This window comes from Herbidospora cretacea (genome assembly GCF_001570605.1).
GTDB lineage: Bacteria > Actinomycetota > Actinomycetes > Streptosporangiales > Streptosporangiaceae > Herbidospora > Herbidospora cretacea.
On the sequence record NZ_BBXG01000025.1, the window covers coordinates 52,722 to 79,126 of the forward strand.

General features: G+C 70.0%; 21 protein-coding genes. 8 read left to right on the forward strand and 13 right to left on the reverse strand.

Annotated elements, in window-relative coordinates; genetic code table 11:
- Positions 1-123: 123 nt before the first annotated feature.
- Positions 124-2,190 (forward strand): prolyl oligopeptidase family serine peptidase, encoded by a 2,067-nt coding sequence (locus tag AW270_RS33495; protein WP_061300144.1) that lies wholly within the window; start codon positions 124-126, stop codon positions 2,188-2,190.
- Between the two features lie 242 nt (positions 2,191-2,432).
- Here the strand turns inward: AW270_RS33495 and purU are convergent, their stop codons facing one another.
- Positions 2,433-3,281, reverse strand: a complete 849-nt coding sequence (gene purU, locus AW270_RS33500; protein ID WP_061300145.1) for a formyltetrahydrofolate deformylase — start codon at positions 3,279-3,281, stop codon at positions 2,433-2,435.
- Positions 3,282-3,361: 80 nt separating this feature from the next.
- Between purU and AW270_RS33505 the strand changes: the two genes are divergently transcribed.
- A complete protein-coding gene (locus tag AW270_RS33505) occupies positions 3,362-3,799 on the forward strand; it encodes an NUDIX hydrolase (RefSeq protein ID WP_061300146.1) in 438 nt (145 codons plus the stop codon).
- Here AW270_RS33505 and AW270_RS33510 read toward each other — a convergent pair.
- From AW270_RS33510 to AW270_RS33525, 4 genes are all read right to left on the reverse strand, one after another.
- A complete protein-coding gene (locus AW270_RS33510) occupies positions 3,780-4,940 on the reverse strand; it encodes an MFS transporter (protein WP_061300147.1) in 1,161 nt (386 codons plus the stop codon). The genes AW270_RS33505 and AW270_RS33510 overlap by 20 nt on opposite strands.
- The gene (locus AW270_RS33515; RefSeq protein ID WP_082802034.1) at positions 4,937-6,769 is read right to left on the reverse strand and encodes a tetratricopeptide repeat protein; all 1,833 of its coding nucleotides are present in this window, start codon (positions 6,767-6,769) and stop codon (positions 4,937-4,939) included. The genes AW270_RS33510 and AW270_RS33515 overlap by 4 nt, the downstream gene beginning before the upstream one ends.
- A gap of 256 nt (positions 6,770-7,025) precedes the next feature.
- Positions 7,026-7,532, reverse strand: coding sequence for a GNAT family N-acetyltransferase (locus AW270_RS33520; RefSeq protein ID WP_061300149.1), 507 nt, complete (start codon positions 7,530-7,532; stop codon positions 7,026-7,028).
- Positions 7,529-9,115: a tetratricopeptide repeat protein gene (locus tag AW270_RS33525; protein WP_061300150.1), complete on the reverse strand. Its 1,587-nt coding sequence runs from the start codon at positions 9,113-9,115 to the stop codon at positions 7,529-7,531. The genes AW270_RS33520 and AW270_RS33525 overlap by 4 nt, the downstream gene beginning before the upstream one ends.
- A 292-nt stretch (positions 9,116-9,407) precedes the next feature.
- On the opposite strand from AW270_RS33525, the gene AW270_RS33530 reads away from it, so the two are divergent.
- The 4 genes from AW270_RS33530 (at position 9,408) to AW270_RS33545 (ending at position 13,017) form a co-directional block, all read left to right on the forward strand.
- The gene (locus AW270_RS33530) at positions 9,408-9,692 is read left to right on the forward strand and encodes a hypothetical protein (protein WP_245674991.1); all 285 of its coding nucleotides are present in this window, start codon (positions 9,408-9,410) and stop codon (positions 9,690-9,692) included.
- Positions 9,693-10,219: 527 nt separating this feature from the next.
- Entirely contained in the window at positions 10,220-11,110 is an 891-nt protein-coding gene (locus AW270_RS33535; protein ID WP_245674992.1) for a mechanosensitive ion channel family protein, read from the forward strand.
- A gap of 34 nt (positions 11,111-11,144) precedes the next feature.
- Positions 11,145-11,522 carry a globin gene (locus AW270_RS33540; RefSeq protein WP_061300152.1) on the forward strand — a complete coding sequence of 126 codons (378 nt, stop codon included), beginning with the start codon at positions 11,145-11,147 and terminating at the stop codon, positions 11,520-11,522.
- A 1-nt stretch (position 11,523) separates the two neighbouring features.
- The gene (locus AW270_RS33545; RefSeq protein WP_061300153.1) at positions 11,524-13,017 is read left to right on the forward strand and encodes a glycoside hydrolase family 13 protein; all 1,494 of its coding nucleotides are present in this window, start codon (positions 11,524-11,526) and stop codon (positions 13,015-13,017) included.
- Positions 13,018-13,100: 83 nt separating this feature from the next.
- Here AW270_RS33545 and AW270_RS33550 read toward each other — a convergent pair whose 3' ends face one another.
- The 3 genes from AW270_RS33550 to AW270_RS33560 form a co-directional block, all read right to left on the reverse strand.
- The gene (locus tag AW270_RS33550; RefSeq protein WP_061300204.1) at positions 13,101-13,586 is read right to left on the reverse strand and encodes a winged helix-turn-helix transcriptional regulator; all 486 of its coding nucleotides are present in this window, start codon (positions 13,584-13,586) and stop codon (positions 13,101-13,103) included.
- 48 nt (positions 13,587-13,634) lie between these two features.
- Positions 13,635-14,348 carry an SDR family oxidoreductase gene (locus AW270_RS33555; protein ID WP_061300154.1) on the reverse strand — a complete coding sequence of 238 codons (714 nt, stop codon included), beginning with the start codon at positions 14,346-14,348 and terminating at the stop codon, positions 13,635-13,637.
- Positions 14,349-14,416: 68 nt separating this feature from the next.
- Positions 14,417-14,797, reverse strand: a complete 381-nt coding sequence (locus tag AW270_RS33560) for an HAD family hydrolase (RefSeq protein ID WP_061300155.1) — start codon at positions 14,795-14,797, stop codon at positions 14,417-14,419.
- A 239-nt stretch (positions 14,798-15,036) separates the two neighbouring features.
- Between AW270_RS33560 and AW270_RS40815 the strand changes: the two genes are divergently transcribed.
- Entirely contained in the window at positions 15,037-16,479 is a 1,443-nt protein-coding gene (locus AW270_RS40815) for a DUF1996 domain-containing protein (RefSeq protein ID WP_063819432.1), read from the forward strand.
- A gap of 102 nt (positions 16,480-16,581) precedes the next feature.
- Here AW270_RS40815 and ettA read toward each other — a convergent pair whose 3' ends face one another.
- Both ettA and AW270_RS33575 read right to left on the reverse strand, forming a co-directional pair.
- Complete coding sequence (ettA, locus tag AW270_RS33570) at positions 16,582-18,246, reverse strand: energy-dependent translational throttle protein EttA (protein WP_061300156.1); 1,665 nt, start codon at positions 18,244-18,246, stop codon at positions 16,582-16,584.
- A 21-nt stretch (positions 18,247-18,267) separates the two neighbouring features.
- Positions 18,268-19,488: a GGDEF domain-containing protein gene (locus AW270_RS33575; protein ID WP_245674993.1), complete on the reverse strand. Its 1,221-nt coding sequence runs from the start codon at positions 19,486-19,488 to the stop codon at positions 18,268-18,270.
- A 1,043-nt stretch (positions 19,489-20,531) separates the two neighbouring features.
- On the opposite strand from AW270_RS33575, the gene ssb reads away from it, so the two are divergent.
- Positions 20,532-21,071 carry a single-stranded DNA-binding protein gene (gene ssb / locus AW270_RS33580; RefSeq protein WP_061300158.1) on the forward strand — a complete coding sequence of 180 codons (540 nt, stop codon included), beginning with the start codon at positions 20,532-20,534 and terminating at the stop codon, positions 21,069-21,071.
- Between the two features lie 442 nt (positions 21,072-21,513).
- On the opposite strand, the gene AW270_RS33585 is transcribed toward ssb, so the two are convergent.
- Genes AW270_RS33585 through cobA form a run of 3 tightly spaced genes read right to left on the reverse strand, consistent with a single transcriptional unit; the run spans position 21,514 to position 26,350 of the window.
- On the reverse strand, positions 21,514-23,139 hold the full coding sequence (locus tag AW270_RS33585; protein ID WP_061300159.1) for a GTPase: 1,626 nt from the start codon (positions 23,137-23,139) through the stop codon (positions 21,514-21,516).
- On the reverse strand, positions 23,136-25,070 hold the full coding sequence (locus tag AW270_RS33590) for a GTPase family protein (protein ID WP_157523020.1): 1,935 nt from the start codon (positions 25,068-25,070) through the stop codon (positions 23,136-23,138). Before AW270_RS33590 ends, AW270_RS33585 begins: the two co-directional genes overlap by 4 nt.
- A gap of 47 nt (positions 25,071-25,117) precedes the next feature.
- Entirely contained in the window at positions 25,118-26,350 is a 1,233-nt protein-coding gene (gene cobA / locus AW270_RS33595) for a uroporphyrinogen-III C-methyltransferase (RefSeq protein ID WP_061300160.1), read from the reverse strand.
- Positions 26,351-26,405 lie beyond the last annotated feature (55 nt).

Sequence of the window (26,405 nt, forward strand, 5' to 3'; positions counted from 1 at the left end):
ATAACCTGGGCAACTGGTACGCCTGATGCTCTTTATGCCCCGGCGATCATCTTTTTACTCCCCCCGCCAGGCGTGTCGGCCAACGGTGTCGGGCTGTCGGCGGGCTGCCTTAGAGTGCCAGGCATGACGCGACCTTCCTACCCCGCCGCCAGGCGTGCCGACGTGGCCGACGTGCTCCACGGCACCTCCGTGCCCGATCCCTACCGGTGGCTGGAGGAGCCGGCGTCCCCGGAGGTCGCCGACTGGCTGGCGGCGCAGGCCAAGCTGTTCGGCGAGGCCGAGATGGCCGGGCGCGAGCGGTTCCGCGGCCGGGTGGCCGAGCTGCTGAAGTCGGGCTCGGTCGGGGTGCCGGCCTGGCGCGGCGCGCGGCGGTTCTTCATGCGGCGCACGCCCGAGCAGGAGCACGCCGTGCTCTACGTCGTCGAGGCCGACGGGGCCGAGCGGGCCCTGCTCGACCCGATGGCGCTCGACCCGAGCGGCCTCACCACTCTCGACACCTGGCAGCCCGACAAGGAAGGCCGCCTGCTGGCCTACCAGATCTCGGTGGGCGGCGACGAGGAGTCGAAGCTCTACGTGATGGACATCACGAGCGGCGAGATCGTCGAGGGGCCGATCGACCGCTGCCGCTACTCCCCCGTGGCCTGGCTGCCCGGCGGTGAGCGGTTCTACTACGTCCGGCGGCTGGCCCCCGAGTTGCTGCCCGAGGGCGAGGAGCAGTTCCACCGGCGGGTCTACCTCCACACGGTCGGCGGCTCGCCCGACGACGACGTCATGATCTTCGGGGAGGGGCGGGAGAAGACCAACTACTACGGCGTCTCGGTCTCCCGCGACGGGTCGTGGCTGACGATCTCGGCCTCCCTCGGCACCGCCCCGCGCAACGACCTGTGGCTGGCCGACCTGCGCGAGGGCGACATCGCCGCGCCCGAGCTGGTGACCGTCCAGGAAGGGGTCGACGCCCAGACGGGGCTCCACTTCGGCCGCGACGGGCGGCTCTACGTCTTCACCGACCGCGACGCGCCCCGCGCGCGGGTCTGCGTGACCTCGCCGGCCGAGCCGGGCTACGAGTCGTGGCGTGACCTGCTGCCCGAAGACCCCGAGGCGGTGCTGAGCGACTACGCCATCCTCGACGACCTCGACGAGCCGGTCATGCTGGCGGGCTGGACCCGCCACGCCATCTCCGAGATCACGATCCACCGGCTCGACACCGGCGAGCGCATCGGCTCGGTGCCCACCCCCGGCATCGGCACGATCGGCGGCATCTCCGAGCGCCCCGAGGGCGGCCACGAGGCCTGGTTCGGCTACACCGACAACACCACCCCGCCGACGATCCAGCGCTACGACGCCAGGACCGGCGAGACCACCCTGTGGGCGGCCTCCCCCGGTTCGGTCGAGGTGCCCGAGGTGAAGACCGAACACCTGGTCTACCCCTCGTCCGACGGCGCCGAGGTCCACCTCCTGGTGATCTCCCCGGTCGACCGCGAAGGGCCGCGCCCGACCATCCTCAACGGCTACGGCGGGTTCGGCATCTCCATGACGCCCGGCTATTCGGCGTCGGTGCTGAGCTGGGTCGAGGCGGGCGGCGTCTACGCGATCGCCCAGCTCCGAGGGGGTGGCGAGCAGGGCGAGGAGTGGCACCGCGACGGCATGCTGGCCAACAAGCAGAACACCTTCCGCGACTTCGAGGCCGCCGCCGAGTTCCTGATCGCCCAGGGGATCACCACGCCCGCGATGCTCGGCATCTCCGGGGGCTCCAACGGCGGCCTGCTCGTGGGCGCGGCGCTGACCCGCCGCCCCGACCTGTTCGCCGCCGTCGTGTGCTCCGCGCCGCTGCTCGACATGATCCGCTACGAGAAGTTCGGGCTCGGCGCGACCTGGAACGTCGAATACGGCTCGGCCGACGACCCCGAGGAGTTCGGCTGGCTGTGGGCCTACTCGCCCTACCACCACGTGAAGGAGGGCGTCGACTACCCGGCGACCCTGTTCACCGTGTTCGCCAGCGACACCCGCGTCCACCCGCTCCACGCCTGGAAGACCGCCGCGGCCCTCCAGCACGCCACGACCGGCGACCGGCCGATCCTGCTCCGCAACGAGGCCGAGGCGGGCCACGGGGCGCGCGCGGTCAGCAAGAGCGTCGAACTCGCCGCCGACCAGCTCGCCTTCTTCGCCACCCACTTGGGCCTCAAGGCCTGATCACCGGCCCCACGGAGGAAGGTCCCGGGCCATACCCGGGCCTTCCTCTCCGGGCCGCACATCGATTTCTCTCGCGGGCCGCAGATCGGCTCAAGATCCTTTTCGGTTACGGCTCCGCCTGCCCTCACCCCGGCCGCCGCCTCCGGCAGGGACCGCACCCGGCGCCGACGCCCGTTCCCGCCGCGCGCCGCAACGGCGGATCTCCGACGCCACGACCGGAGCCGGAGGGCGGCCCGGACCCCCTAGCGGGGGAAGATCACCGTCTTGTGGCCGTCGAGGAGGATCCGGTGGTCGGCGTGCCACTTGACGGCTCGGGCCAGGGCCTGGGATTCCAGGTCCTTGCCGATGGCCACGAGGTCCTCCGGTGAGTGGGTGTGGTTCACCCGGGCGACCTCCTGCTCGATGATCGGGCCCTCGTCGAGGTCGGCGGTGACGTAGTGGGCGGTGGCCCCGATGAGTTTCACGCCGCGGGCGTGGGCCTGGTGGTAGGGGCGGGAGCCCTTGAACGACGGCAGGAACGAGTGGTGGATGTTGATCACCCGGCCGGCCAGCTTGCCGCACAGGTCGGCCGACAGGACCTGCATGTAGCGGGCCAGCACCACCAGGTCGGCGCGGTAGTGGTCGACCAGGGTGAGGATCTCCTGCTCCTGGCGCTCCTTGGTGGCGGGCGTGACCGGCAGGTGGTGGTAGTCGATGCCGTGTGACTGGGTGAGCGGGCGCAGGTCGGGGTGGTTGGAGGCGACCGCGACGATCTCGATGCCGAGGGTCTTCGACCTGACCCGGTAGAGCAGGTCGTTGAGGCAGTGGTCGAACTTGGAGACCAGGACCAGCACCCGGGGCAGGACCGCCCGGTCGAACAGCTGGAGTTCCATGCCGAAGTCGGGCGCGAGGGCGGCGAAGTCGCCGCGCAGCTCGTCGGCGGCGACCTCCGCGGTGAACTGCACGCGCATGAAGAATCGTTCGGAGACGGGGTCTCCGAACTGCTGGCTCTCGGTGATGTTGCAGCCGTGGCGGGCCAGCAGCCCGGAGACGGCGGCGACGACTCCGGGACGGTCGGGGCACGAGAGCGTCAGCACGTATTCGGCGGTCATTTTCCGCAAACCTTCAGTCGACGGGGTGACTCGGACGGAGAATGATACCCGGCCCGACACCGGTGGATGGGGGACAGACGGTGGCTGAGACCAGACCGGCGGCGCGTGTCGTCTGCCTCGACGGCGACGGCCGGGTGCTCCTCCTCCGATGGCACGACCATGTCAGCGACGAGACCTTCTGGGAACCCCCGGGCGGCGGCATCGATCCGGGCGAGTCCCCGCTGGCGGCGGCCCGCCGCGAACTCGCCGAGGAGACCGGCCTCCCGGGCGAGGCGGTCGAGGACCTCTGGGTGCCGGTGGAACGCGATTTCCACTGGCTGGGCGTCCACTACGTGAAGACCGAGCCGTTCTTCCTGGCCAGGTTCGCGGGGACGCCGCAGGTCGCGAGCGCCGACCTCACCGCCGAGGAGACGGGCACCTACCGGGGGCACGCCTGGCACACCCCCGACTCGCTCGACACGCTGCCCGAACGGGTGGAACCGCCGAACCTGCGCGACGTCATCGAACGCTTGCTGTGATCGCGATCAGGGTGGCCCCGCCGAGCAGGACCGCGATGGCCGTCGGCGGGCTCACCGACGCGATCAGCAGGCCGCCCGCGAGCGGCCCGAGGGCGACCCCGGCGGTCTCCAGCAGCATGTCGACCGACTTGACCCGGGCCAGCATGCCCGGCGGCACCTCGGTGAACATGTAGGTCCCCACCGCCACGTTCCCGACGATCCCGGCGAAGGTCATCGCGAACGAACTGACCGCGAAGGTCACCGGCGTGAACCAGAAGACCAGCGGGACCAGGGCCGCCACCCACGCCCACAGGCTGAGTTGGAACAGGCGGTAGCCGTACCGGCGGAAGAACCACTGGGCGCAGGCCGCGCCGGCCAGGCCGCCCGCGCCGGTGGCGGCGAACGCGGCGGCGGTGGCCGCGGCCGTGACGCCGCGTTCCTGCATGACGGCAAGGTAGACGAGGAAGAGCGCGTGCACGATCGCGTTCCCCAGGCCCAGCAGCGTGGTGGTGGCGCGCAGGAAGCGGTCGCGGGCGAGCCACCGCAGGCCCTCGGCCACCTCGGCGAGCAGGGATTTCTCCGTACGGGCCGCCGGTGGCACCGGGCGCAGGAAGGCCAGCGTGAGGATCGAGGCCGCCGAGGTGACCGCACCGCCGACGAACGGCACGGCGTGGCCCAGGCCGAACAGCAGGCCCCCGACCGGGCGGCCGAGGAGCCCGGCCACGCTGGTCCTGGCCTCGTTCCCGGCCAGCGCGCCGGCGATCCTGGGCTGGTCGACGATGCCGCGCAGCAGGTTCACCTCGGCCAGCGAGTAGATCACCGCCGCCGTGCCGTCGGCCAGGGCGACCAGCGCGAACAGGGCGAAGCCGACCTCCCCGGCGACCACCCCGCTCACCACCACGGCGACCATCGCGAGCGCGGTGGCGAGCCGGGCGGTCTCCGCGCCGATCATCAGCGTGCGGGCGTCGCGGCGGTCGACGTACACCCCTCCCGGCAGGTAGAGGACCAGGTAGGGGACCATGCCGAACGAGGCGATCAGGCCGGCCGCGACCGGGGAGTCCAAGACGGCCAGGGCCAGCAGCGGGTAGGCGATCGCGGTGGCCCGGGTGCCGAGGAACGAGATCGTCGAACCCGTCCAGAACAGGACGTAGTCGCGGATCATGAACCGAGGGCGTGCCGGATGTCGGGGTCGTCGGGGTCGAGGTCGCAGGCCCTTCTCAGGTCCTCCCGGGCGGTCTCCTCCCGGCCCAGGGCCCGGTGGGCGACGGCGCGGTTGAAGTAGACGGCGGCGTTCTCGTCGAGTTCCAGGGATCTGGTGAGGTCGGCGACGGCGCCGGTGGGGTCGCCGGACTCGTACCGGAGGATGCCGCGGTTGGCCCAGATGGAGGCCAGGCCGGGGGCGCCTTCGAGGGCCACGTCGAAGGCGGCCATCGCGGCCGCGTGGTCGCCCTGGGCGGTTTCGAGCTGGCCGAGCACGGCGTGGAGGTGGGGGTTGCGCGGATCGAGCGCGAGACCCGCCACGACGTCGGCGCGGGCGGCCTCGTGGTCGTCGAGCATCTCCAGGATGCCGGCGCGGTTCACGTAGGCGTTGAGGAAGCCGGGGTCGAGGTCGATGACGTGGTCGAAGTCGGCTTTCGCGCCCTCCAGGTCGCCTTGGCCCAGGCGCAGTTCGCCCCGGTTGTAGTAGGCCTCCGGCAGCGGCGGGCTGACCGCGATCGCGGTCTCGTAGTCGGCCAGCGCGGCGTCGGTGTGGCCCAGGCGCAGGCGCAGGTTGCCCCGGTCGAGGTAGTGGTCGGGGACGGCCGGGTCGTAGGCGATGGCCCGGTCGAGGTCGTGCAGGGCTTCCTTGGGGTGGCCCAACGTGGCCAGGAGCTGGGCGCGGTTGGCGTGCAGGACCATGCGGTGGAGCGGGTGGGCGCCGTCGGGGAGTTCGTCGGCCAGGGCGATCGCCGACTCGACCAGGTCGAGGGCGGCGTCGAGGCGGCCCTGCCGGAGCTCGATCAGGGCTTTGCCGTTCTGGTCGAAACCGAGCTTGAAGGCGCGTTCGCGCGGGTCGGGGAGGATCGTGGAGATCGCGATGGCCTCGTTGATCCAGGCGGTCGCCCGGCCGAGGTCGCGCTGGGCGGGGTCGGGGTGGCGGGCGTCGAGCATCGCGGTGCCGTAGGCCGACGACGCGTGGACGGCCGGGTCGAGGCTGGTGCGGCGCGCCTGGTCGTACACGACCAGGGCCTCTGACCGGCGGCCCAGGCCGCCCAGAGCGGTCGCGGTGCGCTGCGCGAACCGCCACCAATCAGGCGAACCGGCTTCGGAGAGCGCCAGTCCCCGCTGCCCGAGGTCCACGACGGCGTGCAGGAAGCCCTCCCCCACGCAGCGGTCGACGGCGGCCCACAGCGCCTCGACGGCGGCGGCCGGGTCGCTGCCCCGCTCGAGGTGCCACGGGAGCGCGCCGAGCATCTCCTCCCACCCGAGCTCCGCGGCGCGGCGGTCGTGGAGCTCCTTCCGCACGGCCGGATCGAGCGCCTCGTAGGCGGCCCACGCCTCCGGATCGCCGGTGGTGCCGTCGGAGGCGATCACGTCGGCGGGCGCCGACGAGGCCTCGACCATGACCACGGTGACGCCGGGCAGCCGCCGCGACAGCACCTGGAGCAGCTCCAGATCGGTCGGGTCGGCCTCGTGGACGTTGTCGGCCACCAGCGAGACGCCTTCGGGCATGACGGCCAGGGCCAGCTCGGCGATGCCGTTGGCCAGGCGCAGCGTGCGGCGCGGCGCCGGGACCAGGATGCGCTCGTCTTCCGGGAGCGTCGCGTCGATCGGACGCCGTCGTCCCGGGGCTCGCTCGCGCATACCCGGGAGAACGGCGTCGATCTCGATGTCGTATCGGTCGGCAAGGCCGGGGGAACGCTCCAGTGCCTCGGTCACGAGCACACGGAGCAGTGCTCCGCCGAACGTGTAGGGCCCGCGCAGCCGCCGATGCGCGTTGACGGCGGCCATGAACAGAGGTGGCGCCCCGAGCGTGCGGAGCGCCGCCGAGCGGTCACGAGAGAGGTCTCCCCGAACCCAGATCTGCCGAGGCCCGGCACTCACCCCTTGTGGATGACGCTCGCGGTCCCGGTGAGTTTCACCGTGCCGGGCTTGCGGACAATGATCTTCTTCATCGTGCCTCTTTCCCCGCTAAAGGGTTCCCCACTTTGGGCAACAACGCACAATTATTAGTACGATTGTGCGTTTCGCCAATAGTAGAGACCGACTATCTGGGGGTGAATTCCGAAGAACGGGCAGAAGTCAGGATTTTCTCCCCATAAAGCACAACCGAAACGCCTCTTTCCTCCCTGCACACTTCGCGCCACCCGTACTTCCGGTAGAGCGACACCGCGGCGCCCTGCTGCAGGGTCGTGTCACCGCGCAGCACCGAATAGCCCAGCTCATGGGCCCGTTCCTCCAGGGTCTCCAGGATCAGCGCGCCGTAGCCGCGCCGCTGGTGGTCGGGGTGGACGCGCAGGCGGCACATCTCGGCCACCTCGTCGTCGACCCGGCGCAGGCCGCCCATCGCGGCGATGCGGCCGTTGGGCAGCTCGCCCACCAGGAACTCGCCCCGGTCGTCGAGGTAGACCTCTTTGATCCGGGGGAGGTCGTCGTCGTAGTAGACCCCGTCGCCGGGGGCCAGGCCGACCTGGGCCAGGCCCAGTTGGTGGAGCTCCCACACCTTGTCGAGATCGGTCAGGCCGAAGCGGCGCACCCGCAAGGGGGCCGTCATATGTTCATCGGCAGGTCGTCGAATGTGACCGGCGCGCGGAGCAGCGCCTCGTTCTTCAGGTCGTCGAGCCCCGGCACGTCGTTGCCGTTCTTCGCGACGACCGCCTTGATCAGATCGCCGACGCGACCCATGACCAGCTCCGTCCGGTGGATGTGGTCGATGCGGTGGAGGGCGTCGAGGCCCTGCTTGACCGCCTCTTCGGGGTCTCCCTCCAGCAACCGGCACATGGCCAGGTCGATGCGGATGAGGGTCTGGTCGAGGGGCTCGCCGGCGTACTGGCCCAGAGCCTGTTCCAGCACCACGTCGGCCTCGAGGGTCTCGCCCAGCTTGACCAGGACGTCGCCCTGGTAGAAGTAGAGCTGCCGCTCGGTGTATCCGAACGCGGCGTCCTCCTGCTCCGAGGGCACCATCTGGGCGAAGGCCGCCCGCGCCCGGGACAGGGCCCGCTTGGCCTGCTCGACGACGTCCTTCTTCTGGCCGGTCGCCCCGGCGAGCATCGCCAGCGCGCGGGCCTCCACGACCGGGGCCATCGTCTTGGCCGCGCACGGGGTCTGCCCCGCCAGGTCGCGGCTCTTCTTCGCGAGGGTCAGGGCCTCACGCGGGTCGCCGTAGTAGAGCGGCACCAGGGATTCGCGGGCGGTCACCCACGCCCGCAGCGCGCGGTCGCCGGTCTCGTCGGCGGCGGTGCGGCCGGTGCGGAAGAAGGTCCGGGCGAGCCGGTGGTCGCCCAGGTCGATCAGGATCATGCCGGTCAGGCCCGATAACTGCGCCGCCATGCGGCACAGCCGCTCCTGCAGGTCGACCGGCTGCCGCCGCTCCAGCGCCTTGCGGATCGCGGAGAACTCGAGCTGCACGTCGCAGAGCAGGCGTAAGGGCGGGGTGTTCATGTATTGCCGGCCGAAGCCGATGGTGGCCTCTTCCCACTGGTCGAGCATCGCCGGGGAAACCGTGGCGGACACCATGACGTCGTCCATCTTGCGCCGGTTGTTCTCCGTGGCGGCGAGCACCTGGGCGTCGAGCCCAACCGCCGTCGCACCGGCACCACCGGCGAGGAGCTTCAGCAGCGTCCTCCGTAGCACGTTCTCGTCCTCCTCGCCCCCGCCCTGCGCGGAGCCACCGCCGTCCGTCTGGAGCAGCAGTTCGCGCGGGACCGGGGAAACGTCGGGTCTTACCTCTTGGGGGTCGCCGCCGCGTACGACGCCCGGCATCCGGTGGCCGTGGCCGCAGATGCACGGACCCTCATATCCGAGGGCGACCGGTTCAACCCGGTAGACGGTGCACAGGTAATGGAGGTATTCGGGTCCGGGCCGCTTGAGCCCCGACTCGTACGCCGACAGGAGGGTCTCCCCGATCCCCGGAGGGTTCTTGCCGTCTCGCTCGAAGAGAGCGCGTACCTGCTCGATGACGTCGGCCAGGGCGATGCCGTGCGAGAGGCGGTGGCATTTGATCCGGGACGTACCGAACTGAACCGAGCATGCCTCGAAGATCTCCTCGGCGATGCTCGCCAGACTCCGCCCGTTGGCCAGGCCCCTGGCCCGCACCCGCCGGGCGGTCTCCGTTTCCTTGTGCTGCCTGCCGGACATACCGGCCCCTCTCCGTGGCCGGCCGTACGCGCCGTCCACATGTCCCGACCGGTCCACAATTCGTTGACACAGCGTAACCTTGAGGTTGCACTGCGCCCAGAAGAAATAATGGACCAGATTTGGTGTGGCCCGGATCTGCAATAGAACGTGCTGATAGAGGATCGTCCACCGGCGGACGACTTTCTTCAACCCACTTGGTGTTAACCGCATCCAACGCCCGCTTATCGCCTCGTTGACCCATCAAGCCGGGTGAGTCATCTTGGGCCAACCAGCACCGAACACAAGGTTCGGAATGCGGGAGAGGAAGGACGAATCGTTGGGGGAGGACGATTTCGGGCATCTGGAGCGCCTCGCTTCGGAGCTCGACTCGCGGGGACTCCTCGCACGGGTCGTAACCACCCAAACGGGGCGGGCCTTCGTGCGAGTGATCAACCCGAAGGCGACGAGTCTCACCGAGAACGTCGTCTGCAAGTCGGCCGACTACTGGTGGTCCTGGGGGGAACGGATGCATCGCGTCGATGATCCGGCCGGAGCCGCCACGAAAGTCGCCCGAGTTCTCGCCGCGGTGGGCGAGTAGATCGCAGACGGCGACGGGCCGGGTGAAGCGCAGTCACCCGGGGCCCGCCGCCACCGCCGCGGCCCCACGGAGCCGGCGGGCGGCCCGGTGCGGAACGTTCCCTCGGGAACGTTGTGGCCGGCCCGCCGGCTCCGAATCTCCTCACGGTTTCCACGGTTTTCCCTGGTCTGCCGCCCGCTGACGCGGGTGGCACTGGGGGGGATCCCCCTCTCGGAGAAAGGCACGAGACACGCTTCCGGGTGCGCGTCTCCGCCCCGCTGACCGCCACAGGAGCACCCGTCCCGCCGCCCTCCGCGGCCCGGTGGGACGATGCTCACGTCCCCCGGCGTGAATGTGACGACAGCCGGTTCGATCGGCAATATGGGTGCAGGCCTGCCCGAAACCGACGAGCCGATCCGAGGGGGATCCACTCCGTGTTCCTGCTCTCCCCGAGCCCTTCCCCGTCCCCTACGCAAACGGGCCTTCTGCCCGACGCCGGGACCGCAGCCAAGACCCTGTGCGAGACGGACGAACTCGGGATCTGCAATGTGGTCAGCAGCTGGATACCCAACGCCGACTGGGCCAAGATCATCGCCGGTCTGATCGGCGCGGGCATCGCGGTCATCCTGATTCTGCTGGTCGCCGTGCTGCTGCGCGCGATCGTGCACCGCCTGATCAAGCGCATCACCACCCGCGCCTCCTCCGTGTCGATGCCGGAGCGGCTGCGGTCCCGGTTCGGCGGTCCCCAGGAGGGCCTGGACGCGATCCTCGCCGAACGCCGCCGTCAGCGCTCCGAGACGCTGGGCTCCGTCCTGCGGCACGTCACGTCGATAGTGATCCTCGGCACCGCCCTGCTGATGATCATCTCCCGACTCGGACTCGACCTGGCGCCCCTGCTGACCAGCGTCGGAATCCTGGGCGTGGCCATAGGGTTCGGCGCCCAGGAGCTCGTCAAGGACTTCATCGCCGGCATGTTCATGCTGATGGAGGACCAGTACGGCGTCGGCGACGTGGTCGACGTCGGCGTCACCACGGGCACCGTCGAGGCGGTCAGCCTGCGCATCACCCGGCTCCGCGACGTCGACGGCAAGGTCTGGTACGTCCGCAACGGCACCATCACCCGGGTCGCCAACGAGTCGCAGGGCTGGTCGCGCGCCCTCGTGGACATCCCCGTGGCCTACGACTCCGACGTGGCCCAGACCAGGGAACTGCTGGTCGGCGTGACCACGGAGATGTGGGAGGAGCAGGACTACCGCGACACCATCATCGTCGAGGAGCCCCAGGTCTTCGGCATGGAGCAGATCTCCGGGACGGCCATCGTCTTCCGCGTCGTCGCCAAGACCGCGCCGGGCAAGCAGCACGAGGTGGCGCGCGAGTTGCGGACCCGGATCAAGAGGGCCTTCGACGCGCGTGGCATGGCCATCGCCACGATCGCGTGACACCGGCACTCGGGAGCTGTTTTAACCTGAACGGGTGAGCAGCGAGCAGACGTTTTACGACCTCGTCGGCGGCGAAGAGACCTTCAACCGCCTGGTTCGGCGATTCTACGAAGGCGTCCGCGAAGACCCGCTGCTCAAACCCCTCTATCCCGACGACGACTTCGAGGGCGCCGAAGATCGTCTGCGGATGTTCCTGGTGCAATATTGGGGTGGCCCGAATACCTACAGCGTCGAGCGCGGCCACCCCCGGCTTCGCATGCGCCACGCCCCGTTCGTGATCGGCGAGGCCGAGCGCGACGCCTGGCTGAGGCACATGGGCGACGCCGTCAACGAGCTCCAGCTCCCCGCCGAGCAGGAGAGCAAGCTGTGGCAGTACCTGGTTTACGCCGCCCACAGCCTGGTAAACGCATGAGATGACCTCCCCCTGGTGGCGTGACGCCGTCGTCTACGAGATCTACGTCCGCAGCTTCGCCGACGCCTCGGGAGACGGCGTCGGCGACCTCCCCGGAGTGACGAGCCGTCTCCCCTATCTGGCCGAACTGGGCGTCGACGCCATCTGGCTGACGCCCTTCTACACCTCGCCGATGGCCGACGGCGGTTATGACGTGGCCGATTACCGCGACGTCGATCCCCGTTTCGGCACTTTGGCCGATTTCGACGCCCTGGTCGAGGCGGCCCACGGGCTGGGCCTGCGGGTGATGATCGACATCGTCCCGAACCACAGCTCGATCGACCACCCGTGGTTCCAGGAGGCGCTGCGCGGCGTCAAGCGCGACCGCTACATCTTCCGGCAGACCACCAACGACTGGCAGTCGGTCTTCGGCGGCCCGGCCTGGACCCGCGTCGCCGACGGCTCCTACTACCTGCACCTGTTCGCCCCCGAGCAGCCCGATTTCAACTGGCGCAACCCCGAGGTGCACGCCGAGTTCCTCGACGTCCTGCGGTTCTGGCTCGACCGGGGCGTCGACGGCTTCCGGATCGACGTGGCCAACGGCCTCTACAAGGCCGAGGACCTGCCCGACACTTCGGCCGGGTTCGTCTCGGACAGCCCGATGTCGAGCCGCCCCGAGGTGCACGGCGTCTACCGGGAGTGGCGGGCCCTCATGGACACCTATCCCGGCGACCGGGCGTTCGTGGGCGAGGTGTGGACCGACACTCCGGAGGACCTCGCTCTCTACGTGCGTCCGGACGAACTCCACCAGAGCTTCAACTTCGCCTGGCTGAAGGCCCCGTGGTCGGCCGACGCGTTCCGGGCGGTGATCGACAAGACGCTGACCGAGATCGCCGCCCCGACGTGGGTGCTGTCCAACCACGACGTCGTGCGCCATGTGACCCGCTACGGCGAGGGATCGCTGTCGCCGTCGGGCGGAGTGGATCGGGCGAAAGCCGCACTCCTGGCCATGTTGGCCCTCCCCGGGTCGGCATACCTCTACCAGGGGGAGGAACTCGGCCTCCCCGAGGTAGTGGAAATTCCTCCGGACAGGCGGCAGGACCCCACCTTCTTCCAGACCGGCGGCGAGCTCCCCGGCCGCGACGGCTGCCGCGTCCCCCTGCCGTGGTCGGGCTCCGCGAGCCCCTACGGCTTCGGCACGGGAGAGCCGTGGCTTCCCCAGCCGTCGAGCTGGGCGCTGCTGACCGCCGAGCGCCAGTCGGCCGATCCGACCTCGACGCTGTCCTTCTACAAGGCGGCGCTGGCCTGGCGGAAGCAGATCATGTCCGGCGACGGGATCGAGTGGCTCCCCGGCCCGGCCGACACGCTGTTCTTCCGCCGGGGCTCGGCGATCTGCGCGGTCAACTGCGGCGACGAGGCGGTGCCGCTGCCCGGCCACAAGGAGATCGTCCTGGCGACGACCCCGCTGACCGACGGCCTCCTCCCGCCGGACGGCGGAGCCTGGCTGCTGACCTGAGACTTGTCCCGAGGAGGAAAAATTTCCACCTCGGGACTTCTCCCGGGAACTTCCCTCCCGGGTGAGGTTTCTTCACCCCGGCGTCAGCGCGACGGACGGGAGAGCGCATCCGGAGCGGAGGCGGAGGCGGTGAACACCACCGATTCAACGGGGACCACCGCATCGGTGTCGTCGACGAAGGTGACGCGGACCGGCCGGTCGCCGACCGCCGAGCGCCGCAGGACGGTGGGGCCCGAGCTCGGCGGCCGGTGCTCGTCGCCCCACTGCTGGAGGGCGGCGAGGACGACGAGCAGCTTCTCCCCGGCCGGGGTCAGGTGGTAGCTGTAGCGGGTGCGCGCGCCCGGCTCCCGGTAGGGCTGCTTCTCCAGCACGCCCGCGTCCAGCAGGACGTTCAGGCGGTTGCTGAGGATGTCGGGCGCGATGCGCAGGCCGTCGCGGAAGTCGGCGAAGCGGGTGGTCTTCCGCAGGACCGCCTCGCGCAGGATCAGGATGGTCCACTTGTCGCCGACGACCTCGATCGTGCGGGCGATCGAGCAGAGCTCCTCGGACGCGCAACTGACATCACTCATGTCCACCAGCCTAGTTCCTGAGTAGCGCATCCCTACTCAGTGGGGGGACTACCGGGCGACCGGCAGTCCCGGGTAGAGCAGGTCGAGCCCGCCGGACAGGGCCGACCTGACGTTGCGGCTCGTGTCGTCGGCGAGCACTTCGAGAGCGCGCTCCTGGACGCCGTCGAGGGCGAGGCCCGCGACCCACGCCGGGTCGACCTTGTCGGCGCTGTCGACGTGGCCGGCCATGTCGGTGTCCATGTAGCCGACGTGGAGCGCCGTGACGTCGATGCCGGCGGAGGCGAGCTCCTGGCGGATCACGTTGGTCATGCCCAGCTCGGCGGCCTTGGCGGCGCTGTAGCCGCCCACCGTGGGGAAATGGACCCAGGACAGGACGGACAGGACGTTGAGGATCGCCCCTCCCCCGTTGGCCGTGAGGACCGGGGCGAAGGCCCGGGTGACGTTGAGGGTCCCGAAGTAGTGGGTCTCCATCTCCAGCCGGATGTCGGCGATGTCGCCGGTGACCAGACCCGCGTTGGTGCTGATGCCGGCGTTGTTGATCAGCAGGGTGACGTCGGGCGCGCTCTCCGCCGCCTTCGCCACCGAGTCGAGGTCGGTGATGTCCAGCTGGATCGGCACCACACCCGGCAGGTCGACCGACTCGGGCCGCCGCGCGCCCGCGTAGACCTTCGCGGCCCCGCGCTTGAGCAGTTCGGCGGCCAGGCTCCGGCCGAGCCCGCGGTTGGCGCCGGTCACCAGTGCGACGGAGTTCGTGATGTCCATAGTTGAATCCCCCTCTGAGTCCTGAATACGTATCCAGAACCTAGCCCATCTGAGTAGGCATCTACAACTCAGGGGGTCGCCTCGCCGAGGAACGCGGGGATCTCGCGCAGGCAGGCCATCGCGTCGGGGTAGAGCTTCACCTCGGCGTGCCGGGCGCGCATGTACACGCTGTGGACGTTGCCGATGAACGCGCCGGTGGCACCGGTCCGCCGGCCGCACTCGTCGAAGGCGACCCGCCGGATGTCCTCCATGCGGGCGCGGGCGAAGGCGGGGCGTGCCGCCACGTCGTCGCGGACCTGGGTCAGCCACGCCGCCGTGACCGGCTCGCCGTCCAGGGTCAGGCCTTCGGCGGCGAACAGGTCCGCGGCCAGCGCCAGCGCCCGGCGCATCGCCCCCTGGAAGTCCCACAACGTCTCGTCACCGTCGAAGGTGACCACGGAGATGCTCATGGCACCCATCGTGGCGTCGCGGTGCGGTGCGGGAGCGGTGGTCGGCGCCGGTCGCGGCGGGCGGCGGAGGCGGCGGGCGGGGCCAGGGTGGGCGGAGCCGTAACGGAAGGAAGGCTTGAAAGATTTTTTCTGACTTCTTCGAAGTTTCCGTTATCCGGTGGTGACCTGCGGGTCTCCTGTGTGGCGGCGCTCGTGAGCGCCCCCTCCACGTCTCCAACAGGACAAGGACTTCATCCACCATGAGCACTACCGCCTCGCGCGGCGTAGGCCGGGCCCGCCGCCTGGCGCTGGCCGGTGTCCTTTCCGGTCTCCTCGGCACCTCTCTGGTGAGCGTCACCTCCCCGGCCGTCGCGGCCGAGGTGCCCCTGTCGCAGGGCCGCACCGCCACCGCCTCGTCGGCGGAGCGCGGTGACCTGTCCCCCGCGGCCGCCTTCGACGGCAAGACCGCCACCCGCTGGTCCAGCAAGTTCAGCGACCCGCAGTGGCTCGCGGTCGACCTCGGCAAGTCCACCGCCATCAAGCAGATCGTGATCAACTGGGAGCGGGCCTACGCCACCGCCTTCCAGATCCAGACCGCCGCCACCGCCGGCGGCCCCTGGACGACCGTGCACACCACCACCGCCGGCAAGGGCGGCGTCCAGACCATCAACGTCTCGGCCACCGGCCGTTTCGTGCGCCTGTACGCCACCAAGCGCTCCAGCCAGTACGGCGTCTCCCTGTGGGAGTTCCAGGTCTTCGGCACCGGCGGCGGCACCACGCAGCCGACCCCGACCCCCACCCCCACCAAGCCCACGCCCAGCACCGACCCGACCACCACGCCGCCCACCAGCTCGCCCGCCGGTTGGGTGCCTGTGGACCAGGCCGCGTGGAAGAAGGCGCTGGACGCCTACAACAGCGTCCCCTTCGAGTCGGTCCCCGCCAACATCGTGCGGGTGCCCGAGTTCCACACCAACTGCACCGTCGCCAACGAGGCCAAGGACGACCCGATCGTCCTGCCCGGCCTGGTCGGCGCCTCCCACCTGCACACCTTCTTCGGCCCGAAGGTCTCGGCCAACACCACGACCGCCGACCTGCTCAAGAGCGCCACGACCTGTGACGCCCCCGGGGACAAGAGCGCCTACTGGGCGCCCACCCTGCTGAAGAACGGCCAGCCGGTCGAGATGAAGAACTTCCGCGTCTACTACGGCTCGCGCCTCAAGGACCCGTCGGAGGTCCGGCCGTTCCCGCCGGGCCTGCGCATCGTCCAGGGTGACGCCAAGCGTCAGGTCGCGACGCCGAAGGGCGCCTCCGGCCAGTTCTGGTGCGCCGGCAGCGCCGAGACCGGCCGTAGCTCCGACGGCAACTGGCCCGTCTGCGCCCCGGGCGGCAACCTGATCTACCAGCTCACCTTCCAGGACTGCTGGGACGGCAAGCACATCGACTCGCCCGACCACAAGTCGCACATGGGCCCGGCCAAGAACGGCACCTGCACCGGCGACTACCCCGTCGCGGTCCCGAACCTGTCGTTCATGCTCGGCTACGACTCCCTCGGCGGCAACGGCCTGGCCCTGTCGTCGGGCATGCCGTCGTCGATCCACGGCGACTTCATGAACGCCTGGACGCCGGAAGCGCTCGGCGCCATGGTCAAGGTCTGCATCAACCAGGACGCCAAGTGCGGCGTCACTCCTGGCTGGAAGAAGTGACCTAACCGGTGATCCCGTCTTGCGGGCGGGATCACCGGCACCAGCTCAACGAGAAGGCCACCCGCGACGATCGCGGGTGGCCTTCTCCGTTGGATGTGAGCCCTAGTCGCGGGTCAGCTTCCGGTAGGTCACGCGGTGCGGCCGGGCCGCGTCGGCGCCGAGGCGCTCGATCTTGTTCTTCTCGTAGTCGGCGAAGTTGCCCTCGAACCAGAACCAGTTCGAGCCCTCTTCCCACGCCAGGATGTGGGTCGCGATCCGGTCGAGGAACCACCGGTCGTGAGAGGTGATCACGGCGCAGCCGGGGAACTCCAGGAGCGCGTTCTCCAGCGACGACAGGGTCTCGGTGTCGAGGTCGTTGGTCGGCTCGTCGAGCAGCAGCACGTTGCCGCCCTGCTTGAGGGTGAGCGCCAGGTTGAGCCGGTTGCGCTCGCCGCCCGACAGGACGCCGGCCTTCTTCTGCTGGTCGGGACCCTTGAAGCCGAACGCGGCGATGTAGGCCCGCGAGGGCATCTCCACGTTGCCGACCTTGATGAAGTCGAGCCCGTCGGACACGACCTCCCACACGTTCTTGGCCGGGTCGATGCCGCCGCGCGACTGGTCGGCGTAGGACAGCTTCACGGTGTCGCCGATGACGATCGCGCCCTTGTCGGGGGTCTCGCCGCCGGTGATCATGCGGAACAGGGTGGTCTTGCCGACGCCGTTGGGGCCGATGATGCCGACGATGCCGTTGCGGGGCAGGTCGAAGTCGAGGTCGTCCATCAGGACCCGGTCGTCGAAGCCCTTGGTCAGGTGTTCGGCCCGGATCACGGTCGTGCCCAGACGCGGGCCCGGCGGGATCTGGATCTCCTCGAAGTCGAGCTTGCGGAACTTGTCGGCCTCGGCGGCCATCTCCTCGTAGCGCTGGAGACGGGCCTTGCTCTTGGTCTGGCGGGCGCGGGCGTTCGAGCGGACCCACTCGAGCTCACCCTCCAGGCGCTTCTTTCGCTTGGCGTCCTTCTGCCCCTCGACCTTCAGACGGGCGGCCTTGGCCTCGAGGTAGGTCGAGTAGTTGCCCTCGTAGGGGAAGCAGCGGCCCCGGTCGAGCTCCAGGATCCAGGTCGCCACGTTGTCGAGGAAGTAGCGGTCGTGGGTGACAGCCAGGACGGTTCCGGGGTACTTCTCAAGATGGGACTCCAACCAGTTGACACTCTCGGCGTCGAGGTGGTTGGTGGGCTCGTCGAGCAGCAGCAGGTCGGGCTGCTCCAGCAGCAGCTTGCAGAGCGCGACCCGGCGGCGCTCACCACCGGAGAGGGTGGTCACGTCGGAGTCGGGCGGGGGGCAGCGGAGCGCGTCCATCGCCTGTTCGAGCTGGGCGTCGAGGTCCCACGCGTTGCGGTGGTCGAGCTCGTCTTGCAGCTTGCCCATCTCTTCGAGCAGCGCGTCGCTGTAGTCGGTGGCCATCTGCTCGGCGATGGCGTTGAAGCGGTCGAGCATCGCCTTGGTCTCGGCGACGCCCTCCTCGACGTTGCCCAGAACGGTCTTGGACTCGTTGAGCGGCGGCTCCTGCTGCAGCATGCCCACGGTGTAACCGGGCATCAGGCGGGCCTCGCCGTTGGAGGTCGGTTCGAGCCCGGCCATCATGCGCAGCAGGGTGGACTTGCCCGTTCCGTTCGGGCCAAGCACCCCGATCTTCGCTCCGGGCAGGAAGGACAGCGTGACGTCGTCAAGGATCACCTTGTCGCCGTGTGCTTTGCGCACGCGCTGCAGGGTGTAGATGTACTCGGCCATGCAGTCAAGCTTAGTGGCAACTCAGCACGCGGTTGCTGGCTTACCGCCGGGCGGCGGCATCTGCTGGGCCGGCAGGCAGACCCGATCCCGCCCCAGCTCCTTGGCCCGGTAGAGCGCCAGGTCAGCGGCGGCCAGCAGCTCGATGAGATCGTGCCCGTGGACGTTCATGATCGCGACCCCCAGTGAGATCGTGACCGTGATCATCGCGTCGTCGGCGGGCACCGCCATGCGGCCCACCCGGCTGCGCAGCCGCTCGGCCACCCGCCGCGCCTCGGCCAGATCGGCCCGGGGCAGCAGGACCACGAACTCCTCACCGCCGAACCGCCCGACCACGTCGTAGTCGCGCAACTGGCTGCGCAGCGTGGCGGCCACCCCGATGAGGACCTGGTCGCCGACGAGATGGCCGTAGGTGTCGTTGACCCGCTTGAAGTGGTCGATGTCCACGATCAGCAGCGCGAGCATCTCACCCGTCCGGTGGGCCCGGACGATCTCCGTGTCGGCCTCCCGCTGCCAGGCGGCGGCGTTGAGCAGCCCGGTCTTCGGGTCGGTGCGGGCGGCGGCCTGGAGCTGGGCGTGCATCAGACTGCGCTGGAGCAGCATCACCGGCGGGAGCGCCAGCACCAGAAGCAGCAGGTTGAGCCCGCACATGATCGCGACGATCAGCCCGAGGCACAGCTCCACCGCGTCGAGCAGCAGGCTCTCCCGATCCCACAGCACGTCACGCCAGCGGACGTCGGGATCGGCGGTGTGGGCGGCCACCGCGATCAGGGCGGTGTTGAGGATGGTGAACAGCGCCGCGCAGCCGACGGCCAGCGCGATCGGCCACCCCACCCCCTCGTTGAGCCGGCCGGGGTCGTCGACCTGCGAGTGGAAGACCAGCGAGGCGGCCCCCGCCGCCAGCCCGATCGCCGCCGAGGTGACGACCCGCCGGTAGACGACCGTCGCCCGGACCCGCAGCTGAAGAAGGATCTGCAGCGGGATCGGCGCCAGCAGCGCGTAGACCGGCGGCAGCAGCAACGCCACCGGCAGCCACCAGGCCGAGAGCAGGTCACGGGACACCCCGGCGGGCATCCCGAGCCGCCGGGTCGCCTCGATGCACACGGCTCCGCAGGCCATGAGCGAGCAGAACACCAACAGATCGCCGACCGAAGGCGCCGTCCCCAGGGCGAGCCCGACGATCGCGGCCAGATCGATGGTGACGATCAGAAAGAGATAGCCGACCAGTGGGCGTCGCTGAGCCATCAAAGGCCAGCGGCCCGCCCGTGTCGCAGGCCCCCCGATTGGTTTGGCCGAGGTCTGACTGGGCGCTGTCATCCCGTCCCCCAAACGCCTTCTCATCCGCTGAACGCAGCGTCTCACGATGTGTAACACAATAGTTGCGGAGTGTGCGGCGCGCGACGGGAACCGCTACCTTGGGCAAGGTGGTCATCACATTCGGGTGGCCCGCACGGAGGTTAACCGCTCAACCGGAGCGGGTTGTGCGTGGAAAGGAGCAGCCATGGCTCGGGGCGTTGTCTGGACCTGACCTGTCTGGTGCTCTCGCAGCGACACGTGTAGTCGCCATCGGCCGTCCTTCCCACGCTGGTAAGACAGCGCCAGGGATACCGGCCGCGCACGGCCGATGCCCCCTCCATCGCGCACCAGCGTCCATTTCTCAGAAGTTCGGCTAGCAGACGGCCGCTTCCGGCTCTCCCCGGCCGGGGCGGCGAACCGGGTCCTCCAACTTTTCCGGGGCCTGGAGATCACCGACCAGATCTGGCGAACGCCTGCCAGGTCTGGTTTTTGGTTTGCGTGGGGGTTTGGCGGTTTTGGGCGCGGCTGGCGGCTGGGAGTGGCCACAGGGCCTCAGTGATCTTCGGGCAGTGACCGAAGGCGGGACCATGGTTTGCCCTGGTGTCCTCGCATCCGCCTACCTGGCCTACCCGCGCCCTGGATTCGGTCTCCCTCGACCCTGAACGCGGACCGCGCTTGTGACATTCGGACCCGCCTCGGACCCAGAGCCGAATCTGGAAACTGGCCCATGACCTGAGATTGCGGGATGCCGAGACCTGCCGCATCAGGCTCGTGGAGTGACCGATCTTGCGAGCGGCTTCTGATCAGGCGGGACTGACGACCTTCTGGGCTCGGAGACGGCGTTACCTCTCCCCAGATTCGCTTTCCACAGGTTTCGTGGCGCCGAGCGGTTATCCACAGAATCGGATTCTGTCCCTGTGGCCGTGGGGTGCGCGGGCCAATGTTGTGCCCGAGCCCGGCGAGGGTCCGGGCACAACGGAGGACAGAGAGTAATGAGCGAGATCTACGTGACGCTGACCGGCAATGTCACCGACGACCCCAAGCAGTTCACGTTCGGCGACGGGTCCCGGGCCACCTCCATGCGGGTGGCCGTCGACCGCCGGGTCCTCGACCGTCAGTCGCAGACCTGGCGTGACGGCGAGACGACCTTCTACACCGTCAGGTCCTACCGGGGGCTGGCCGACCACGTCGCCCAGTCGGTCCGGCGGGGTCAGCCGGTCGTGGTGGTCGGCAAGCTGCGGGTCAAGCAGTTCGAGCGCGAGGGAGAGCAGCGCTTCTGGGTCGAGGTGGAGGCCACCTCCATCGGCCACGACCTGAAGTGGGGCATCTCCAGCTTCGAGCGCCCACCCCGCAACAACTCGCGCGGCCCCGCCACCGAAGACGACCTGCGGGCGATGGAAGACGACACCCGCGACTGGGAGCTCAACACTCCCGGCCTGCGCGTCCTGGAGGGCGGCGCGGGCGAGGACGAACCGTCGGAGGACGGCGACTCCGAGTCGTGGCCCAACGAGATGGTCCCCGTGGCCGCCTGACAATTGACGGCCCCACCGTCGAGGGCCGGCCTGCTTCTCTTCCCCCAGCAGGCCGGCCTGTCAGGCATGCCACGGGACGTGCGGACTCATGATCGAAGCCTGCCACCTGCCGAGCACAAGCGACCTGGGGATCACATTCGGCGGTTTCATCCAGGAGATGAGCGAACGTCCGTGGTCTTCTCATGAACGCTCGAGGCGCTGCGCGAAGAAGCTCGGCAGACAGCCCCGCCTCCGCCATCCCGGCGGGTTCGCATTTCGTCGTCGGGACGAGCACGACCGGCCCCAACGACCGTGATGCCTGGAATCGTGCGGTCGGGCCTGATCTCTCGCTGATGAGCTAATACGGTGCTCGACCGGCCCGTTCAGGGTGACAGCCCGCCGGGATCGCTTCCCCATCTGGCCGGCGAGCTTGGGCGTCGTCTGGCAGGTGATCAAGCAGGAGTCAGCGCCGAGAGGTTTCCAGAGCTGCGAAGTAGTCGTTGTATCTGGTCAGTTCGCGTTCCACCGGCTCGATCACCAGGTCCTGGGCCACGCTCGCCACCCGGCGCCGCATCTCCCGTTCCAGGCGGTCGCGTTCCCGGCCCGCCGCCATCACCACGAAGTTGCGGCTGGCGATGGCGGACAGCAACCCCACGCCGAGCACGCTGACCATCATCAGCAGCACCCATGGCAGCGCCGCCACGTCCCCCAGCAGCTCGACGGGAGGTTCGCCTGCTTGGAACACCCCATAAGCCACGATCGCCCCGGTCAACCCCAGGCCCGCCACGAACAGCAGCACGAGGAGGTACTGCCACACCTTGGCGAGACGCCACCACGCCGGCACCCGGTCGAGAGGAGGGGCGATCTCGGCGAGTTCGTCGGTCAGGACCTTCGGGAGCTGACCCGAGCGGGAGCGGGCCGCGTCGCGGACGGAGTCCTGCCACGGTTCGGGCATGCCCTGGGTCAGGCCGTCGGACAGGGCCTGGACGGCGTTGTCGACCTCGGCGGGCTGGGCTCTGACCGAGTCGGCCACCAGGCTGCGGATCTCCTCTTTGACGTCGCCCAGCTTCAGGTGCTTCAGCGGGTCACCGCGGAAGCGGGCGGCCCAGCGGCCCCACGGCCAGCCGACGTAGTCGATCGACCTGGTCCCGTGGACGTTCTCCAGGGCCTCGCCGACCGCGGGGGAGCCGACCGCGTCGCACAGGGCGTCGGTCAGGCCGGCGCGGCGGGCGGGGTCGATGGTGGGTTCGACCTTGAGCATGGCCGGCATGTCCTTGGCCAGGCGCAGCATCAGGCGGTCGAGGTCGGCCTCCAGGCGCAGGTAGCCGGCCCGGCGGGCGCTGACCGACTCGGCCAGTTCGGCCTTCAGGTCGACGATGCCGCCGCCCGTGACGGCCGAGGTGGCGACCACGCGGGGGTGTTCGACGCCCTCGCGGGCGAGCAGGGCGCGGAGGTCGTCGAGGCACTCCTCGACCTCCTCCGGGGTCAGCTTGTCGGCCTGGTTCAGGGCGAAGACCGTCACGGCGTCGTGGCCGGCGAGTTCGGTCACGTAGCGGCGGTGGGTGGAGGCGTCGGCGTACTTCTGGGGGTCGAGGACCCAGACGATGAGGTCGGCGGCCGTGATCAGGCGGTCGGCCTCGGTGTCGGTCAGGGCGCGGATGGAGTCGTGGTCGGGGAGGTCCATGAGGATCAGGCCGTGGAGCTGGCCGTCGTCCTTGTCGAGGGCGCTCGACCGGGAGAAGCGGTGGCGCCACTGGATCTGGAGCCAGTCGAGCAGGGGGGCGGCGCCCTCCAGGCCCCAGACGCACGCGTGGGTGCGGGCGGTGGTCGGGCGGCGGACGCCGGTGGGCGACAGTTCCAGGCCCGAGATGGCGTTGAACAGGGAGGACTTGCCGCTGCCGGTGCCGCCGGCCAGGGCGACCACGGTGTGGTCGGGCGACAGTTTGAGGCGGTTGCCGGCCCGGATGATCAGCTGGGTCGCCTCGGTCAGCAGGTCGGGGTCCTCGCGGCCCTGGCCGAGATCGACCACCCGGGTCAGGGCGGCCAGCCGCGCGCCGAGGCCGTGCCTGGGCTCGGCGGTTATCGTCATCGGGCTACCTCAAGGTTGTACGTGGCCTGGTAGAGCCGGGTCGCCGCGGCCTCGTCGGGGATCCCGGCTCCGTCGAGCGCGTCGACGTAACGGAGCGTCTCGTCGTCGAACAGTAAACCGATGCGGGCTCGCAGGTCGGAGCGGGCCTTGCCGCTGATGCTGCGGAGCGACTCGGCGCCGAGCAGGCCGCGCAGGAGCCGCTGCGGGAGGGCTCCGTTGCCTCCAGGGGCGTCGCCGGTGCCGTAGCCGAGCAGGCCGACGGTGAAGATCAGCGCCAGCGACTCGACGTCGAAGGAGACCAGGCGGGCGACCGAGCGCTTCGTCACGCCCTCGGTGCGGACCAGCTCGGTCACGTGGTCCTGCCACGAGGCGACCATGCGGGCGGTGCGGCGGTCGATGTCGTCTTCCGGGCGGCCGAGGCCGGGCAGGGCGGCCAGGCGGTCACCGGCTCCGGCGCGCTGGCGCCAGCGGGTGACGACCTCTTCGGAGGCGCGGTGGACGGCCGTGCTGATGACCGATTCGAGGCCGCTGCGCAGGGCGCCGCGCAGTGCGCCGATGCGTTCGGGGCCGTGGTTCTTGGCCTTGCGGATCTGGAGAGTTCGCATCAGGTCACCGGAGCCGGCGAAGTCCTGCCAGCGGGCCAGCACCTCACCGCGCAGCAACGAGCCGTCGCGGGTCGATTCCTCGATCTCGGCCAGGGCGCCGGAGAACGCGGCGTCGATGTCGGAGCGCAGGTCGGCCCGGAGCGCGACCTGGGTCTCCAGGTGGCGGGCCAGGGCGGGGACGCGGGCGCGGAAGCTGTTGAGCACGCCGTTCAGCGTCGCCTGGACGGCCAGCGCGCGGCGCTGCTCGTCGACGGAGAGCTCCGACAGCCACATGCGCAGGTCGGCCACCTCCTCGTCGGGCAGCCGTCCGTTGGTGACCGTGGTCTCGTTGATGATGAAGCGCTCCACCTCGCCGAGCCCGTATTCGTCGAGCATGCGGGTGAAGTGCTTGGAGACGACCTCGCGGGAGCGCGCCGGGACCCGGGACAGCACGATCACCAGGCGGGCGCCGCGCTCCTTGGCCAGCTTGAGCAGGCCCCACGAGGGGGCGTCGGCGTAGCGGGAGGCGCTGGTGACGAAGACCCACAGGTCGGCCGCGTCGAGCATGCGGTGGGCGATGTCGTGGTGCTCCTCGACGACCGAGTCGATGTCGGGGGTGTCGAGCAGGGCGACGCCGTGGGGCAGCCACTTGGTCGAGGCGACCACGATCGAGCCGGAGCCGGGGCCCTCCCCCGGTTCCTCGACCCGCTCCAGGCCGCTGAGCAGCGTGCCCTTCTTGAACCAGCCCTCGTCGGCGGGGTTGCAGACCAGGACGGGGGTGCCGGTGGTGGGGCGGCGGACGCCGGTGGCGCTGACGGTCTGCGCGGCGAGGGTGTTGACCAGGGTGGACTTCCCGGCCCCGGTCGATCCGGCGACGACGATCAGGGCGGGGGCGGTGCTCATGTGGACGCGGGGGATGACGTAGTCGTCGAGCTGGGCCAGCACGGCCGCCTGGGACTTGCGGGCCTCGTCGGCGCCGGGCACGTCCAGGCCCAGGTGGAGGCCGGTGACGGCTTCACGGAGCTGGCTGAGGGCCTCGGTCAGCGCGCCGGACACCTGCTCGGGGAGGTCGAACTCCTCCTCCGGCGCGTCGAAGGAGTCCAGGTCGTCGAAGGAGTCCAGGTCGTCGGCGGAGTCCAGGTCGTCGGCGGAGTCCGGCTCGTCAGCGGAGTCCAGTTCGTCGGAGGGGTCCAGCTCATCGGAGGGGTCCAGGTTGTCGGCGGAGGCCAGCTCGTCCGAGGGGTCTGGTTCGTCGGAGATGTCCGCGTCGGGAGGGGCTTCGTCTTCTTTGATCGCCCGGAAGCTGAGTGTCTGCTCGCCGGGCGACTCGGGTTCTTCCTCGGGCATGACGGCCTCGTCTGCGGGTTCGGACCGCGGTGTCTGGTTGGCAGCCTTCATCGGGCTCGCTCCGCTCGCACCATCTCGATCTCCTGACCGACCTTGACGACGTCGCCGACGATGACGATCGCCGGTGGCCGTACGCCCGCGGAGGTGACGCGCTCGGCCACGTCGTGCAAGGTGGCGCGCACCGCCCGTTGGGTGGGAAGAGTACCGTCCTGTACCACCATTACGGGTGTTTCCGGCGAACGTCCCTCACGGAGCAGAGCGTCGGCGATCTCCGCGATGCGTTCCACGGCCATCAGCAGTATCAGGGTTCCCTCTGATCTCGCCAAGAGCCTCCAGTCGACGGTCGACGCCGGATGTCCGGGCGCGACGTGCACGGAGACGACGTGGAAGTCCTGGCTGACGCCACGATGGGTGACCGGCACGCCCGCCGCGGCGGGCACCGCGACCGCGCTGGTGATCCCCGGCACGACCGTCACGGGGACCCCCGCCTCGGCGCAGGCGATCATCTCCTCGCCGCCGCGGCCGAAGACGAACGGGTCGCCGCCCTTGAGCCGGACGACGAACTTCCCGGCGAGGGCCCGGTCGACGAGCAGCTCGTTGATCTTCTCCTGGGCCAGGAACCTTCCATAGGGGACCTTGGCGGCGTCGATCAGCTCGACGTCGGCGGAGAGTTCGTCCAGAAGGGAACGGGGGATGAGGCGGTCGGCGATCACGACGTCGGCCTGGGCCAGGAGCTGGCGGCCCCGGACGGTGATCAGGCCCGGGTCGCCCGGTCCGCCGCCGACGAGGGCGACGCCGACGGGCTTGTCGCGGTGGCGGCGGGCGTCGATGGCGCCGTCGCGCAGCGCGTCGACCACCGCGTCGCGGATGCCGGCCGCGCGGCGCGGGTCTCCCCCGGCGGTGACGGCGACGCCGATCTCGTCGACCCGGCCGCTCGCGGGCGTCCAGGCGGCGGAGGCGTCCTTGTCGTCGGCGCGGACGCACCAGATGCGCTTGGCCTCGGCCTCCTCGGCGATGGCGGCGTTGGCGGCCCGATCGCTCGTGCAGGCGTGGACCAGCCAGGCGTCGTCGACGTCACCCTCTTGGTAGCGGCGGCGTTCCCAGGTGACGCGACCGTCGGCGATCAGGTCGTCGAGCGCCGGGGTCGCACTGGGTGAGACCAGCGTGACCGAGGCGCCGGCGTCGAGCAGAGCGGGAATGCGGCGCTGGGCGACCCGGCCGCCACCGACGACCAGCACCCGCCGCCCGTCGAGCCGCAGGCCGAGCAGATAGGGGGCCATTTCTCCCTCGTTGTGGCACAGGTTTCGTTAGGCAGTAAACCTACCGGCTGGCCTG

What these genes read in the sequence shown, in the direction of transcription:
- AW270_RS33495 (WP_061300144.1), top strand. Translation starts at nt 124, where the DNA reads ATGACGCGACCTTCCTACCCCGCCGCCAGGCGTGCCGACGTGGCCGAC.
- purU (WP_061300145.1), bottom strand. Translation starts at nt 3,281, where the DNA reads ATGACCGCCGAATACGTGCTGACGCTCTCGTGCCCCGACCGTCCCGGA.
- AW270_RS33510 (WP_061300147.1), bottom strand. Translation starts at nt 4,940, where the DNA reads ATGATCCGCGACTACGTCCTGTTCTGGACGGGTTCGACGATCTCGTTC.
- AW270_RS33515 (WP_082802034.1), bottom strand. Translation starts at nt 6,769, where the DNA reads ATGGCCGCCGTCAACGCGCATCGGCGGCTGCGCGGGCCCTACACGTTC.
- AW270_RS33520 (WP_061300149.1), bottom strand. Translation starts at nt 7,532, where the DNA reads ATGACGGCCCCCTTGCGGGTGCGCCGCTTCGGCCTGACCGATCTCGAC.
- AW270_RS33525 (WP_061300150.1), bottom strand. Translation starts at nt 9,115, where the DNA reads ATGTCCGGCAGGCAGCACAAGGAAACGGAGACCGCCCGGCGGGTGCGG.
- AW270_RS33530 (WP_245674991.1), top strand. Translation starts at nt 9,408, where the DNA reads ATGCGGGAGAGGAAGGACGAATCGTTGGGGGAGGACGATTTCGGGCAT.
- AW270_RS33545 (WP_061300153.1), top strand. Translation starts at nt 11,524, where the DNA reads ATGACCTCCCCCTGGTGGCGTGACGCCGTCGTCTACGAGATCTACGTC.
- AW270_RS33550 (WP_061300204.1), bottom strand. Translation starts at nt 13,586, where the DNA reads ATGAGTGATGTCAGTTGCGCGTCCGAGGAGCTCTGCTCGATCGCCCGC.
- AW270_RS33555 (WP_061300154.1), bottom strand. Translation starts at nt 14,348, where the DNA reads ATGGACATCACGAACTCCGTCGCACTGGTGACCGGCGCCAACCGCGGG.
- AW270_RS33560 (WP_061300155.1), bottom strand. Translation starts at nt 14,797, where the DNA reads ATGAGCATCTCCGTGGTCACCTTCGACGGTGACGAGACGTTGTGGGAC.
- AW270_RS40815 (WP_063819432.1), top strand. Translation starts at nt 15,037, where the DNA reads ATGAGCACTACCGCCTCGCGCGGCGTAGGCCGGGCCCGCCGCCTGGCG.
- ettA (WP_061300156.1), bottom strand. Translation starts at nt 18,246, where the DNA reads ATGGCCGAGTACATCTACACCCTGCAGCGCGTGCGCAAAGCACACGGC.
- AW270_RS33575 (WP_245674993.1), bottom strand. Translation starts at nt 19,488, where the DNA reads ATGGCTCAGCGACGCCCACTGGTCGGCTATCTCTTTCTGATCGTCACC.
- ssb (WP_061300158.1), top strand. Translation starts at nt 20,532, where the DNA reads ATGAGCGAGATCTACGTGACGCTGACCGGCAATGTCACCGACGACCCC.
- AW270_RS33585 (WP_061300159.1), bottom strand. Translation starts at nt 23,139, where the DNA reads ATGACGATAACCGCCGAGCCCAGGCACGGCCTCGGCGCGCGGCTGGCC.
- AW270_RS33590 (WP_157523020.1), bottom strand. Translation starts at nt 25,070, where the DNA reads ATGCCCGAGGAAGAACCCGAGTCGCCCGGCGAGCAGACACTCAGCTTC.
- cobA (WP_061300160.1), bottom strand. Translation starts at nt 26,350, where the DNA reads ATGGCCCCCTATCTGCTCGGCCTGCGGCTCGACGGGCGGCGGGTGCTG.